The sequence below is a fragment of the Variovorax boronicumulans genome (assembly GCF_030812215.1).
GTDB lineage: Bacteria > Pseudomonadota > Gammaproteobacteria > Burkholderiales > Burkholderiaceae_C > Variovorax > Variovorax boronicumulans_C.
The window spans coordinates 142,938-156,207 of the sequence record NZ_JAUSSG010000003.1 but is presented as its reverse complement, the minus strand read 5'-3'; the positions used below and the strand labels follow the sequence as shown (position 1 = coordinate 156,207).

Annotated in this window: 14 protein-coding genes; 9 read left to right on the top strand and 5 right to left on the bottom strand. The window is 66.3% G+C overall.

The features are described from left to right. A complete protein-coding gene (locus J2W23_RS10080) occupies positions 1-1,014 on the top strand; it encodes an isopenicillin N synthase family dioxygenase (RefSeq protein WP_307648605.1) in 1,014 nt (337 codons plus the stop codon). Here J2W23_RS10080 and J2W23_RS10075 read toward each other — a convergent pair. From J2W23_RS10075 to J2W23_RS10065, 3 genes are all read right to left on the bottom strand, one after another. Continuing rightward, entirely contained in the window at positions 957-1,283 is a 327-nt protein-coding gene (locus J2W23_RS10075; protein ID WP_307648604.1) for a hypothetical protein, read from the bottom strand. The two genes, J2W23_RS10080 and J2W23_RS10075, sit on opposite strands and share 58 nt — an antisense overlap. Beyond that, positions 1,280-1,960: an HAD family hydrolase gene (locus tag J2W23_RS10070; RefSeq protein WP_307648603.1), complete on the bottom strand. Its 681-nt coding sequence runs from the start codon at positions 1,958-1,960 to the stop codon at positions 1,280-1,282. The genes J2W23_RS10075 and J2W23_RS10070 overlap by 4 nt, the downstream gene beginning before the upstream one ends. Positions 1,961-2,051: 91 nt before the next feature. Beyond that, complete coding sequence (locus J2W23_RS10065) at positions 2,052-3,404, bottom strand: MFS transporter (protein ID WP_176659478.1); 1,353 nt, start codon at positions 3,402-3,404, stop codon at positions 2,052-2,054. 182 nt (positions 3,405-3,586) lie between these two features. On the opposite strand from J2W23_RS10065, the gene cyoA reads away from it, so the two are divergent. From cyoA to trhA, 8 genes are all read left to right on the top strand, one after another. Beyond that, positions 3,587-4,615 (top strand): ubiquinol oxidase subunit II, encoded by a 1,029-nt coding sequence (gene cyoA / locus J2W23_RS10060; protein ID WP_176659477.1) that lies wholly within the window; start codon positions 3,587-3,589, stop codon positions 4,613-4,615. Between the two features lies 1 nt (position 4,616). Beyond that, complete coding sequence (cyoB, locus tag J2W23_RS10055) at positions 4,617-6,623, top strand: cytochrome o ubiquinol oxidase subunit I (protein ID WP_307648602.1); 2,007 nt, start codon at positions 4,617-4,619, stop codon at positions 6,621-6,623. Next, positions 6,616-7,281 (top strand): cytochrome o ubiquinol oxidase subunit III, encoded by a 666-nt coding sequence (gene cyoC, locus J2W23_RS10050; protein ID WP_176659475.1) that lies wholly within the window; start codon positions 6,616-6,618, stop codon positions 7,279-7,281. Before cyoB ends, cyoC begins: the two co-directional genes overlap by 8 nt. 151 nt (positions 7,282-7,432) lie before the next feature. Continuing rightward, a complete protein-coding gene (cyoD, locus tag J2W23_RS10045; protein ID WP_307648601.1) occupies positions 7,433-7,834 on the top strand; it encodes a cytochrome o ubiquinol oxidase subunit IV in 402 nt (133 codons plus the stop codon). Beyond that, positions 7,831-8,697: an SURF1 family protein gene (locus J2W23_RS10040; protein ID WP_307648600.1), complete on the top strand. Its 867-nt coding sequence runs from the start codon at positions 7,831-7,833 to the stop codon at positions 8,695-8,697. Before cyoD ends, J2W23_RS10040 begins: the two co-directional genes overlap by 4 nt. Continuing rightward, complete coding sequence (locus J2W23_RS10035; RefSeq protein ID WP_176659852.1) at positions 8,681-10,063, top strand: ATP-binding protein; 1,383 nt, start codon at positions 8,681-8,683, stop codon at positions 10,061-10,063. Before J2W23_RS10040 ends, J2W23_RS10035 begins: the two co-directional genes overlap by 17 nt. Further along, positions 10,060-10,623, top strand: coding sequence for a response regulator transcription factor (locus J2W23_RS10030; RefSeq protein ID WP_176659472.1), 564 nt, complete (start codon positions 10,060-10,062; stop codon positions 10,621-10,623). The genes J2W23_RS10035 and J2W23_RS10030 overlap by 4 nt, the downstream gene beginning before the upstream one ends. A gap of 81 nt (positions 10,624-10,704) precedes the next feature. Continuing rightward, positions 10,705-11,391 carry a PAQR family membrane homeostasis protein TrhA gene (gene trhA / locus J2W23_RS10025; protein ID WP_176659471.1) on the top strand — a complete coding sequence of 229 codons (687 nt, stop codon included), beginning with the start codon at positions 10,705-10,707 and terminating at the stop codon, positions 11,389-11,391. Between the two features lie 10 nt (positions 11,392-11,401). Here trhA and J2W23_RS10020 read toward each other — a convergent pair whose 3' ends face one another. Then, the gene (locus tag J2W23_RS10020; RefSeq protein WP_176659470.1) at positions 11,402-11,626 is read right to left on the bottom strand and encodes a SlyX family protein; all 225 of its coding nucleotides are present in this window, start codon (positions 11,624-11,626) and stop codon (positions 11,402-11,404) included. A 48-nt stretch (positions 11,627-11,674) separates the two neighbouring features. Continuing rightward, positions 11,675-13,201 (bottom strand): MFS transporter, encoded by a 1,527-nt coding sequence (locus tag J2W23_RS10015; protein WP_307648599.1) that lies wholly within the window; start codon positions 13,199-13,201, stop codon positions 11,675-11,677. Positions 13,202-13,270 lie beyond the last annotated feature (69 nt).

The window sequence follows — 13,270 nt, the reverse complement described above, 5'->3', positions numbered from 1 at the left end:
ATGACCACTATCGACCCACTTCTTTCGCTGCCCGTGATCGACGTCGCGCCGCTCGTGGCCGGCGCGCCCGAACGCAGCGACGTGGCCGCGCAGATCGGCGCCGCCTGTCGCGCGCACGGCTTCTTCTACGTCACAGGCCACGGCGTCGATGCGGCGCTGGTGCAGCGCCTCGAAGACCTGAGCCACCAGTTCTTCGAGTTGCCCGAAGAAACCAAGATGCAGTGGCGCATGGCCCTCGGCGGGCGCGCGTGGCGCGGCTTCTTCCCGCTCGGCGGCGAGCTGACCTCGGGCCGGCCCGACTGGAAGGAAGGCCTCTACCTCGGCACCGAACTGCCCGCGACGCATCCGCGGGTGCTGGCGAAGACGCCGGTGCACGGGCCGAACCTCTTTCCCGACGTGCCGGGCTTTCGCGAAACCATCCTCGACTACATGGCCGCGGTGACGCAGCTCGGTCATCGGCTGATGGAAGGCATTGCGCTGAGTCTCGGCCTGCCCGCCGCGTACTTCGCCGAGCGCTACACGGCCGATCCGCTGATCCTGTTCCGCCTCTTCAACTACCCCTCGCAGCCCGTGCCCGAAGGGCTCGATGTGCAATGGGGCGTCGGCGAACACACCGACTATGGCCTTCTCACCATCCTTCACCAGGACACCGTGGGCGGCCTCGCGGTACACACGCCGGGCGGCTGGATCGATGCGCCGCCGATTGCCGGCTCTTTCGTCTGCAACATCGGCGACATGCTCGACCGCATGACCGGCGGGCTCTACAAGTCGACGCCGCACCGCGTGAAGCGCAACACCTCGGGGCGCGACCGGCTGTCGTTTCCGTTGTTCTTCGATCCGAATTTCGAGGCGCGCGTGCAGCGCATCGAAGGGCTTGCGGGTGCGGAAGCCCTCGACGACAGCGCAGAGCGCTGGGACCGCGCCAACGTGCACGCCTTCAGCGGCCGCTATGGCGACTACCTGCTCGCGAAGGTGTCGAAGGTGTTCCCGCAGCTGCGCGACGAAGTGCTCTGAGGCGAGCCGGCGGGGAGGTCGATGAATTCGTCTTCCCAGCTGCCGACGTCCGCACCGGGATCGGAGATGGGCACGAGCTTGTCGCTGCGGCAATAGAAGGTCCAGCCCTCGAACAGCACGTCGTAGTAGGTGCCGGGCAGGTAGCGCTCGCTGGGCGCTTCATAGGGCGCGGAGACCACCTCCACGATGCGACCGACCGCGCGCTCGGTCATCGGCGAGGCGAGGCAGCTGTCGACGACGTGGCACAGAGTGCCGATCTTGAGGGTCATGGCCGCACCATCTCGCCGGGAAACCAGCGCGGCAAATGCGCCGTCGCATCGTGCAGCGAATCGAGCACATGGAACGCCCGCTCGACGATCGATGCAGGCGGGTGCTTGAGGTCCGGAACGATCACGACGCGCAAGCCCGCCGCCAGCGCGGCCTTGGCGCCGTTCTCGCTGTCCTCGAAGGCGATGCACTCGGCAGGGTCCACACCCAGGCGCGAGGCCGCGAGCAGGTAGAGCGCCGGATCGGGCTTGGCGCGCGCGACCTCGTCGCCGCCCGCGAAGGCATCGAAGTGATGGAGCACATCGAGACTGCCGAGGCAGGCCTGGATCTGTCCGCTGGTGGACGACGAAGCCACCGCGCAACGCGTGCCGCGCTGGCGCAATGCGGCGAGGAACTCGGCCGCTCCGGGCTTGATGGGAAAGAGCGGCGTGCCGTCGGAGCGCTCCAGCTGCAGGCGCTTGCGCACATGCGCGATCGCGTGGCGGTAGGCATCGGGCCCGCCGAGCAGCGTGCCCAGGATCACCTCGGACTCCGAGGTGGCAAGGCCCACGACCTGCAGGTACTGCGTGTGCGAAAGCTCGATGTCGAGCGTGCGGGCCGCTTCGATCCAGGCGGCCATGATGGGCCGCTCCGAGTCGATGAGGAGCCCGTCCATGTCGAAGATGGCGGCGGAGAACATGGGTGAATCCTAAGTCAGTGCGCCGCGGCATCGGAAAAGAAAAAGGGGCCCGGAGGCCCCTTGTCGAGAACGTCGGCAGTGCGCCGTTCGTTCAGTCGCGCACCAGCGCCCGGTTCAACCCCAGCGCCGCCAGCGTGCCGGCCGCACCCGAGAGCAGGTAGACGCTCACGTAGGCCAACCCGAAGTTCGCCGACAGCCCCAGCGCGACCAGCGGTGCGAACGCGGCGCCGATCAGCCAGGCCAGGTCGGCCGTGAGCGCCGCGCCGGTGTAGCGGTACTTGGGTTCGAAGTTCGAGGTCACGGCACCTGCAGCCTGGCCGTACGAGAGGCCCAGCAGCACGAAGCCCAGCAGGATGAAGACGTCCTGCCCGATGCGGCCGCCGTCCAGCAGCGTGGGCGCAAAACCGCTGAACACAGCGATCATCGCGGCGAGGCCACCCAAAGTGAAACGGCGTCCCACGCGGTCAGCGATCAGGCCCGAGGCCACGATGCCACCGGCGCAGAACACCGCGCCGATCATCTGAACGATCAGGAATTCGGTGATCGACTGGTCGGAGTACAGCGTGATCCACGAGAGCGGGAACACGGTGATCAGGTGGAACAGCGCATAGCTGGCCAGTGCGGCGAACGCGCCGATCAAGAGGTTGGCGCCCTGCGAGCGGGTCAGCTCGACCACGCTGGTCGGCTGCAGTTCGCGCTCTTCGAGCAGGCGCGAATACTCTTCGGTGGCCACCAGGCGCAGGCGCGCGAAGAGCGCCACCACGTTGATCGCGAAGGCCACGTAGAAGGTGTAGCGCCAGCCCCAGTCGAGGAATTCCTTGATCGAGAGGCTTGCGTAGAGGTACGCGAACAGCGCGCTGGCAATGAAGAAGCCGATGGGCGCGCCCAGCTGGCCCAGCATGGCGTACCAGCCGCGGCGGTTCGGCGGGGCATTGAGGGCGAGCAGCGAGGGCAGGCCGTCCCACGAACCGCCGAGCGCCAGGCCCTGGCAGAAACGGAACACCGACAGCAGAACGATCGCGGTGAAGCCGATGCTCTCGTAGCCCGGCAGGAAAGCGATGCCGGCCGTGGACGTGCCCAAAAGGAACAGCGCGATCGTCAGCTTGGTTTCGCGCCCGAATCGTCGCTGGATCGCCATCGAGATGACAGTTCCGAACGGCCGGGCAATGAACGCGAACGAGAAGACCACGAACGCGTAAAGGACTCCCTCCAGGCGCTGCTCGAACGGAAAGAAGATGTACGGGAACACCAGCACCGAGGCGATGCCGTAGACGAAGAAGTCGAAATACTCGGAAGCGCGGCCGATGATCACGCCCACCGCGATCTCGCCCGGGGCGATGTGCGAGTGATCGGCGTCGCCGCTCTGGCTCAGGCTGGCGCCGTTTCCGGACGTGTTCGGCACAGGCTGTGCGCCTTGCGGACTGATGCTGGACGTCGTCGTCATTGCGTTTTGTAATTCGGGTGTCACCGGCAGTGACAAAGGTAGACCATTGAACAGAGGCTCCAAGCGTCTCACCGAACGGGGATTCCCGCCATAGGACAAAACGTCCAATAGGCGGCGGGAACCTTTGGTCGTAGATTGTGGAGTCTTTGCGCAGCCCACGCACCTCTTTCTTTCTCTTCGGCATGCCCACCCTCCACTCCCTTCGCCGATGGCTCGTCTTGCTTCCCCTCGCCTTGCTGGCGGGCTGCAACACGGTGCTCATGAACCCCTCCGGCGACATCGCCAACCAGCAGGGCCGACTCATCGTCGTGTCCACGGTGCTGATGCTGATCATCATCATCCCGGTGATCGCGCTGACCATCTTCTTCGCCTGGCGTTACCGCCAGTCGAACAAGGAGGCCACCTACAGCCCCGACTGGGACCACTCCACCCAGCTCGAACTCGCGATCTGGGCGGCGCCGCTGCTGATCATCATCGCGCTCGGCGCGATCACCTGGATCAGCACCCACACGCTCGACCCCTACCGGCCCCTGAGCCGCCTCGATGCCAAGCGCCAGATCTCGCCCGAGACCAAGCCGCTGGTGGTCGAAGTGGTCGCGCTCGACTGGAAGTGGCTCTTCATCTACCCCGAACAGGGCATCGCCACGGTGAACGAACTTGCCGCGCCGGTGGATGTGCCGATCAGCTTCAAGATCACCGCCTCCTCGGTGATGAACTCTTTCTTCATCCCCGCGCTGGCCGGCCAGATCTACGCCATGCCGGGCATGCAGACCAAGCTGCACGCCGTGATCAACAAGCCAGGCGAATTCGAAGGCTTCTCGGCCAACTACAGCGGCGCGGGCTTCTCGGGCATGCGCTTCAAGTTCCATGGCCTGAGCAACGGCGACTTCGACCAGTGGGTTGCCAAGGTCAAGGCCGGCAAGGAAGGCGAGCTGACCCGCGAGAAGTACCTGAAGCTCGAAGTGCCGAGCGAGCGCGAACCCGTGCGCCACTACGCCTCCGTCGACGCCACCCTGTACGACGCCATCCTGAATCTCTGCGTCGACCGCAACAAGATGTGCATGAAGGAAATGATGGCCATCGATGCCAACGGTGGACTGGGCAAGCCCGGCGCCTTCAATGTCGCCACCAAGCAAGCCTGGCAGACCGACTCCCTCGTCGATTCGCCCACGCGCAAGTACGTCACCGCGATGTGCACTACCGAAGAATAAGATGTTGCAGAACCTTGACCTGACGAAGCTCGTCTTCGGCCGCCTCACATGGGAGGCGATTCCCTATCACGAGCCCATCCTGCTCGCGACCTTCGCGGCCGTGGTGCTGGGCGGCATTGCCCTCCTGGGCGCCATCACCTACTTCAAGGTGTGGGGCGTGCTGTGGCGAGACTGGATCACCAGCATCGACCACAAGAAGATCGGCATCATGTACATCATCCTCGGGCTGGTGATGCTGCTGCGCGGCTTTGCCGACGCGATCATGATGCGGGCCCAGCAGGCCTTCGCCTTCGGCGACAACGCGGGCTTCCTGCCGCCCCACCACTACGACCAGATCTTCACCGCCCACGGCGTGATCATGATCTTCTTCGTGGCGATGCCGCTGGTCACGGGCCTCATGAACTTCGTGGTGCCGCTGCAGATCGGCGCACGCGACGTGGCCTTCCCGTTCCTGAACAACTTCAGCTTCTGGATGACCACCTTCGGCGCCGGCCTCGTGATGGCGTCGCTGTTCGTCGGCGAGTTCGCCAAGACCGGCTGGCTCGCGTATCCGCCGCTGTCGGGCATTCTCTTCAGTCCCGACGTGGGGGTCGACTACTACATATGGTCGTTGCAGATAGCGGGGGTAGGTACCTTGCTCTCCGGCGTCAACCTGCTGGCCACCATCGTGAAGATGCGCGCGCCCGGCATGACGATGATGAAGATGCCCGTCTTCACCTGGACCGCCCTCTGCACCAACGTGCTGATCGTCGCCGCCTTCCCGGTGCTGACCGCCGTGCTGGCCCTGCTGTCGCTCGACCGCTACGTCGGCACCAACTTCTTCACGAACGACCTGGGCGGCAACGCCATGATGTACGTGAACCTGATCTGGATCTGGGGCCACCCCGAGGTGTACATCCTGATCCTGCCGGCCTTCGGCATCTTCTCGGAAGTGGTCTCCACCTTCTCGGGCAAGCGCCTCTTCGGCTACGCCTCGATGGTGTACGCCACGGTCGTGATCACGATCCTGTCGTACCTCGTGTGGCTGCACCACTTCTTCACCATGGGCTCGGGCGCCAGCGTGAATTCGTTCTTCGGCATCACGACGATGATCATCTCGATCCCGACGGGCGCGAAGATCTTCAACTGGCTCTTCACCATGTACCGCGGCCGCATCCGCTACGAGCTGCCCATGATGTGGACCATCGGCTTCATGATCACCTTCGTGATCGGCGGCATGACCGGCGTGCTGCTGGCCGTTCCCCCGGCCGACTTCGTGCTGCACAACAGCCTGTTCCTGATCGCCCACTTCCACAACGTGATCATCGGCGGCGTGCTGTTCGGCATGCTGGCGGGCATCACCTACTGGTTCCCCAAGGCCTTCGGCTACAAGCTCGATCCGTTCTGGGGCAAGTGCTCGTTCTGGTTCTGGATCGTGGGCTTCTGGTTCGCGTTCATGCCGCTGTACATCCTGGGCCTGATGGGCGTCACCCGCCGCATGAGCCACTTCCAGGACATGTCGCTGCAGATCTGGTTCCAGATCGCCGCCTTCGGCGCCGTGCTGATCGCGCTGGGCATCGCCTCGTTCATCATCCAGCTGGTGGTGAGCTACATCCGCCGCGAGTCGCTGCGCGACACCACCGGCGACCCGTGGAACGGCCGCACGCTCGAGTGGTCGACCTCCTCGCCGCCGCCGGCCTACAACTTCGCGTTCACGCCGCGCATCCATGACAACGATGCCTGGACCGACATGAAGCGCCGCGGCTACGCGCGTCCGCTGGAAGGCTTCACGCCGATCCACATGCCCAAGAACACCAGCGCCGGCTTCATCATCGCGGCCCTGGCAGCGGCGTGCGGCTTCGCGCTGATCTGGCAGATGTGGCTCGTGGCGGGCATCGGCTTCGTCGTCATGCTGGCCGCCGTGATCATCCATACCTTCAACTACAAGCGCGACTACTACATCCCCGCGGAAGACGTCGTTCGCACCGAAGGCGAACGCACGCGCCTCCTGGGAGCCGCCCATGTCTGATACCACTGCTCTCCAAACGCCCGCGGGCGTGCATGCCCATAGCGACCACACCGGCAAGCCGCCCGTGTTCGAGCTGTTCCACGTCGGCAACGACCACCACCCCGAGAACGGCACGCTGCTGGGCTTCTGGCTCTACCTGATGAGCGACTGCCTCATCTTCGCGTGCCTGTTCGCGGTGTACGGCGTGCTGGGTCGCAACTACGCGGCCGGCCCTTCGGGCGCCGACCTGTTCGACCTGCCGCTGGTGGCGATCAACACCTCGCTGCTGCTGCTGTCGTCGATCACCTACGGCTTCGCGATGCTCGAGATGCAGAAGAAGCGCATGGGCGGCGTGCTCGTGTGGCTGGCCATCACGGGCCTGCTGGGTGCGGGCTTCATCGGCCTCGAACTCTACGAATTCGCGCACCTCCTGCACGAAGGCGCGGGCCCGCAGCGCAGCGCGTTCCTGTCGTCGTTCTTCGCACTGGTGGGCACCCACGGCCTGCACGTGAGCTTCGGCATCATCTGGCTCATCGTGCTGATGATCCAGCTGCCCAAGCACGGCTTTACCGCCGCGAACCGCCGCCGCCTGATGTGCCTGTCGATGTTCTGGCACTTCCTGGACGTCGTGTGGATCGGCGTCTTCACCTTTGTCTACCTGATGGGATCGATGGCATGAGCGCGGCAATAAGGCTCGCCCCCAGGCTCCGCGCACTTCGTGTCGCTTCTCCTTCCCCCTACCGGGGGCAACACCAGTGGCCCGGCAAAGCCGGTTCCACGGTGTTCCTCGACAAGAGCATTGCCGACGTATCACACAGCAAGGTTGTTCAATGAGCGCCCACATCGACACCGCCGCGCACGGTCATGACGCGCACGACGACCATCACGACGATGGCCCCGTGAGCCACAGCACCTTCAAGGGCTACATGACCGGCTTCGTGCTGGCCGTGATCCTGACGGCGATTCCGTTCTGGCTCGTCATGGGCAAGGTGATTCCTAACGCGAACACCACCTCGCTCATCATCCTGGGCTTCGCCGCGGTGCAGATCGTGGTGCACATGATCTATTTCCTGCACATGGACGCCAAGTCCGAGAGCGGCTGGAACATGCTGGCGCTGATCTTCACGATCGTGCTGGTCGTCATCACGCTGGCCGGTTCGCTCTGGGTCATGTACCACATGAACACCAACATGATGCCGATGTCGGTCCACGACATGAAGAACATGCCTTGACGACACCGCCGCCAGACCTCCTCTCCAGCCACGACAAACCGGCAGGCCGCCCGCGCTCCGCGGCCGCCCGGGTGGCACTGGCGGTCTGTGCGGTGCTGGCCTTTGCCGGCTTCTTCGCGCTCGGCACCTGGCAGGTCGAGCGCAGGGCCTGGAAGCTCGATCTCATCGCCCGCGTCGACCAGCGCGTGCATGCCCCGGCCGCCGAGCCCCCGGCGCGCGCCGACTGGCCGCAAGTGAGCGCGGCCAACGACGAATACCGCCATGTGCGCCTCACCGGCACCTTCCTGCACGACAAGGAAACGCTGACCCAGGCCAGCACCCGGCTCGGCGCCGGCTTCTGGGTGCTGACGCCGCTGCGTGCGGCCGACGGGACCGTGGTGCTGGTCAATCGCGGCTTCGTGCCGCCCGAAGCACGCGACCGCGCGAGCCGCGCAGCCACCGAGGTGAAGGGCGAAGTCACCGTCGCCGGCCTCTTGCGCATCACCGAACCCCAGGGCGGTTTCCTCCGCAAGAACGACCCCGCCGCCGACCGCTGGTTCTCGCGCGACGTGCAGGCCATCGGCGCGGCACGCGGGCTGAATGACGTGGCGCCCTACTTCGTCGATGCCGAGGCCGATCCGTCGATCTCGCCCCAAGCGGCCGACATGGCCGACTACCCCGTGCGCGGCCTCACGGTCATCACCTTTCCCAACAGCCACCTCGTCTACGCCCTCACCTGGTATGGCCTCGCGCTGATGGTGCTGGGCGCCGCCTGGTTCGTCTGGCGCGACGGGCGCAGGCGCGCCGGGCGGGCTCCCGGCGGCAGCAGCGAAAATGCGGCCCATGCCGACCCCAGCCCTCGCTCCGATGCGCGCCGCGACTGAAGCGGTCGCGGGCGAACTGCCCGCCCCCCGCGCCGGCGTGGCGAGCCTGGACAACGCCACCGGCCACAAGAACATGCAGCAGCTGATCCAGCTGCGCTGGTTCGCGGTGGTCGGGCAGGTGGCCACCATCCTGGTGGTGCACTACGGCTTCGGCATCCGGCTGCCGCTGGACAACATGCTGCAGGTGCTCACCTGCCTCGCCCTCTTCAACATGGTGAGCCTGCTGCGCTCGCGGACCCACCGCCGCGTGACCAACGGCGAGCTGTTCCTCGCGCTGCTGGTCGACGTGGCCACGCTCACGGCCCAGCTCTACCTGAGCGGCGGCGCGACCAACCCGTTCGTCTTTCTCTACCTGCTGCAGGTAATTTTGGGTGCGGTGCTGCTGAAGGCCTGGTCGACCTGGACCATCGTGGTCATCACCAGCCTGTGCTTCGCAGGCCTTGCGCTGTTCTCGCGCCCGCTCGCGCTGCCGCTGGACCACAACCGGGGCCTCTGGAGCCCGTACATCCAGGGCATGCTGGTGTGCTTTGCGCTCAACGCGGCGCTGCTGGTGATCTTCATCACCCGCATCAGCGGCAACCTGCGCGCACGCGATGCGCGGCTGGCCGACCTGCGCCAGCGCGCCTCGGAAGAAGAACACATCGTGCGCATGGGCCTGCTCGCCTCGGGCGCCGCGCACGAACTGGGCACGCCCCTCGCCACGCTGGCGGTGATCCTCGGAGACTGGCGGCGGCTGCCGCACTTCAGCTCCGATCCCGAGCTTTTGACCGAGGTGGCCGAGATGGAACTGCAGATACAGCGCTGCAAGAGCATCGTGAGCGGCATCCTCCTGTCGGCTGGGGAGGCGCGCGGCGAGTCGTCCGAAGAAACCACGGTGAGCACCTTCCTCGATGACCTCGTGGAAGAGTGGCGCACCACCCGCCCGGTCGAGGAATTCGACTACGACAACCGCTTCGGCCAGGACCTGCCCATGGTCTCCGACTCGGCCCTCAAGCAGATGATCTGCAACGTGCTGGACAACGCCCTGGAGGCCTCGCCGCACTGGTTGCGCCTCGAGGCGGCGCACGATGCCGACGACCTCACGATCACCGTCACCGACGCGGGTCCGGGGTTCCTGCCGGCGATCCTCAAGGAATTCGGCAAGCCCTACCAGTCGAGCAAGGGCCGCCCGGGCGGCGGGCTCGGGCTGTTCCTCGTCGCCAATGTGGCGCGCACCTTGGGCGGCCGCGTCGCGGCGCGCAATCGACCCGAGGGCGGAGCCATCGTGACCGTCACGCTGCCGCTCGCGGCCATCGTGCTGGAAGAAGAGGAAGCCGACGACGAGGCGGCCTCGCCGGCAGAGCCCATCGCCAACGCCAAGCCATGACGGAAGAAACCGCCCAAGCCCCACGCCAGCTGCTGATCGTCGAGGACGACGAGGCCTTCGCGCGCACGCTCAGCCGCTCCTTCGAGCGCCGCGGCTACACGGTGATGCATGCGAGCAATGCGGAGGACGTCGAGGCGTTGCTGGAGACCCGGTCGCCGGAGCAATCGCCGGGCTATGCGGTGGTCGACCTGAAACTCAACGGCGAGGCCTCGGGCCTGGCTTGCGTGCAGATGCTGCACCGGCACAACCCGAAGGCGCTGATCGTGGTGCTCACGGGCTTCGCCAGCATCGCCACCGCGGTGGAGGCCATCAAGCTGGGCGCCTGCCACTATCTCGCCAAGCCCTCGAACACCGACGACATCGAGGCCGCCTTCGGCCGCGCGACCGGCACCACCGAGGTGGAGCTGACCAACCGCTCGACCTCGATCAAGACGCTCGAATGGGAGCGCATCCACGAGATGCTGGCAGAGACCGGCTTCAACATCTCCGAGACCGCGCGGCGCCTCGGCATGCATCGGCGCACATTGGCACGCAAACTCGGCAAACAGCAGGTCAAGTAACATGATCTGCCGGTTTTGCGAATCCATGCGAAACCAAACCCGATTCCTGAGGTTCTGTTCATGATGACGAATAGCCCACCCATGCAGCTGCAGCCCCTTCCCGTCGATCCGAAGAAAAAGCCGGCCTCTGCGGCGCGCGACCAGACCGGGATGGAAGAACTCTTCAACGCCCTGAGCCACGGCCTCGGCCTGCTGCTGGCGATCGCCTCGCTGCCGATCCTGGTCTACAGCGCCGCCCAGAAGGGCCAGGCCGCCAGCGTGGTCGGCGTTTCGCTCTTCGCGGGCACGGCCATCGTGCTGTACCTCATCTCCACGCTGTACCACGCGCTGCCCATCGGCCGGGCCAAGGCCTGGTTCAACCGGCTGGACCACGCGGCGATCTATCTCTTCATCGCGGGCAGCTACATGCCCTTCTTGTTCGGCGTGCTGCGCGGGCCGTGGGGCTGGACGCTGTTCGGCGCGATCTGCGCGGCGGCCGCGCTGGGCGTGGGTGCCAAGCTGTTCAACCGGCTGCAGCATCCGCTGTGGTCGACCGGGCTCTATGTGGCGATGGGCTGGATGGCGCTGATGGCGGCGGTGCCGCTGTACGAGCGCATGTCACCGGCGGGGCTGGGCTGGCTCGTGGCCGGCGGACTCTTCTATACCGCGGGTGCCGTCGTCTTCCTGTTCGACAACAAGATCCGCTTCGCCCATTCGGTGTGGCACCTCTTCGTGCTGGCCGGCAGCACCTGCCATTTCTTCGCGGTGCTCTGGCATTCGCACGGCTGAGCTTTCCCGTTCAGTAATGCGGCGGTAGCTCGTCGCGAAGATTGCGCGTCGCCCCGTCCTGCCCCGCGTTCTGGCTCAGTTGCCGCAGGTGCGCCACCTGCTGGATCAGGCTGTCGATCTGCTGCTGTTGCCGGTAGATCGTCATGTTCAGCTGTTCCAGCAGATCGTCGGCGTAGCTCGACTTGATCTCGAGTTCGGTGAGGCGCTCGGCCACGTCGTTCGGTAGGTGTTCCATGCCGCTATTGGACAGGAAGACCTGCAGGTTCTTTGTGACGCCTTGCCTTCAACAGGCCGACGACTCCAATGCGACCGCGCCCGCTTCGGCGTGGGTCTCGCCACGCAGGAACACGAACACCACCAGCGCCGTCAACACAGTCACGCCGGCCAGCACGCAGAGCAGCGTGCCGAACGCCGCGCCATACGCATGCAGCAGCGCCGCGCGGTCCACGCCCGGCAGCAGCGCGAGCGCCTGCGACAGGTCGCCCGTCGTCACCCGCTGCGCCGCCTGCGATGCCGCCGCGCCGGGATGCGCGGGCAAGCGCCCCAGTTGCAGCGCCACCAGCGCCGTCAACCCCGCCCCGACCAGCGCAAGTGCGATGCCCTCCCCCGCCACCCGCACCGTGTTGAAGATGCCCGACGCCATGCCCGCGCGCTCGCGCGGCACCACGCTCACCGCGAGCCCGTCCATCAGGCCCCACGGCAGGCCGATGCCCGCGCCGATCAGGAGCAGCGGCCACACGATCGCGTGCAGCGGCGTGCCCGGCGCGCAGTAACTGAGCCAGAGCAACCCCGCCGCGCACACCAGCAAGCCCACTGCAGAGATCACGCCGGCGGAAAACCGGTGCGCAAGCGACGCCGCGAGCGTCGGCACCACGAGGATCGGCCCCGAGAGCGCGAACATGAACACGCCCGCCTCCATCGCGCTGCGCCCTTCCAGCCCGATGAAGCGGATCGGCAGCAGCACCAGCAGCACGACGAAACCATAGGCCGGCGCCGCAGCCAGCAGCTGCACGCCGACAAAACGCGGAAAGCGGAACAGCGACAGGTCGAGCATCGGATGCGCCACGCGCCGCTCGATGGCGATGAAGGCCGCGCCCATCAGCGCCGCGCCCGCCAGCGCGCCGATCACCCACGGGCTGCCCCAGCCGCTGTCGGGCGCCTGCAGCACGCCGAGCGTGAGCAGCGTCAGCGCGGCGGTGAAGGTGAGCGTGCCCGGCATGTCGAGCCCCATCGCATGCGGATTGCTCGACTCGCGCATGCTCAGCGAGGCGATGCAAAGCGCAAGAAGGCTGATCGCTCCCGGGCTCAGCATCACCGACTGCCAGCCGAAGCTCTCGGCGAGCCAGCCCGAGAGGATCGAGCCGCACGACAGCCCCACGCCGAACGACGTGCCGATGAAGCTGAACGCCCGCGTGCGCGCCGCGCCGTCGAACACCTGCGCCAGCGCCGCCGTGCCCGCCGCGAACGCAGCCGCCGAGCCCAGCCCCTGCAAGGCACGCGCGAGATCGAAGGCGACGATGCCCGGCGCGAGCGTCAGCAGCGAACTGCTCAGCGCGACCACCGCGAGCCCCATCAGGAAGACGCGCTTGCGGCCGTAGGCATCGGCGAGCGCGCCGGCCGCCATCAGCGTCGCGCCGAAGCTCAGCATGAAGGCGTTGGTCACCCAGTTCAGCTGCACCGGGGTGCCACCCAATGCGTCGCGGATCGCGGGCAGCACCACCGCCGGGCCGGTGAAGCTCAGCGGCATGCCCAGCGCCGCGAGGCAGACGGCGGCCAGCAGCCAGTTCTTTGAAGGAGAAGGCGAAGACATCGGTGGCTTTCACGCGAAGTGGAAAAGGAGCCACCGAAGATAGAAAGGAATCAATGGAATGAAAATGGC

Bases quoted from the DNA above. Each gene is read 5' to 3' on its own strand.
- cyoC (WP_176659475.1), top strand. From the start codon at position 6,616: ATGTCTGATACCACTGCTCTCCAAACGCCCGCGGGCGTGCATGCCCAT.
- cyoB (WP_307648602.1), top strand. From the start codon at position 4,617: ATGTTGCAGAACCTTGACCTGACGAAGCTCGTCTTCGGCCGCCTCACA.
- J2W23_RS10015 (WP_307648599.1), bottom strand. From the start codon at position 13,201: ATGTCTTCGCCTTCTCCTTCAAAGAACTGGCTGCTGGCCGCCGTCTGC.
- trhA (WP_176659471.1), top strand. From the start codon at position 10,705: ATGCAGCTGCAGCCCCTTCCCGTCGATCCGAAGAAAAAGCCGGCCTCT.
- cyoD (WP_307648601.1), top strand. From the start codon at position 7,433: ATGAGCGCCCACATCGACACCGCCGCGCACGGTCATGACGCGCACGAC.
- cyoA (WP_176659477.1), top strand. From the start codon at position 3,587: ATGCCCACCCTCCACTCCCTTCGCCGATGGCTCGTCTTGCTTCCCCTC.
- J2W23_RS10070 (WP_307648603.1), bottom strand. From the start codon at position 1,960: ATGTTCTCCGCCGCCATCTTCGACATGGACGGGCTCCTCATCGACTCG.
- J2W23_RS10080 (WP_307648605.1), top strand. From the start codon at position 1: ATGACCACTATCGACCCACTTCTTTCGCTGCCCGTGATCGACGTCGCG.
- J2W23_RS10020 (WP_176659470.1), bottom strand. From the start codon at position 11,626: ATGGAACACCTACCGAACGACGTGGCCGAGCGCCTCACCGAACTCGAG.
- J2W23_RS10030 (WP_176659472.1), top strand. From the start codon at position 10,060: ATGACGGAAGAAACCGCCCAAGCCCCACGCCAGCTGCTGATCGTCGAG.
- J2W23_RS10075 (WP_307648604.1), bottom strand. From the start codon at position 1,283: ATGACCCTCAAGATCGGCACTCTGTGCCACGTCGTCGACAGCTGCCTC.
- J2W23_RS10035 (WP_176659852.1), top strand. From the start codon at position 8,681: ATGCGCGCCGCGACTGAAGCGGTCGCGGGCGAACTGCCCGCCCCCCGC.
- J2W23_RS10065 (WP_176659478.1), bottom strand. From the start codon at position 3,404: ATGACGACGACGTCCAGCATCAGTCCGCAAGGCGCACAGCCTGTGCCG.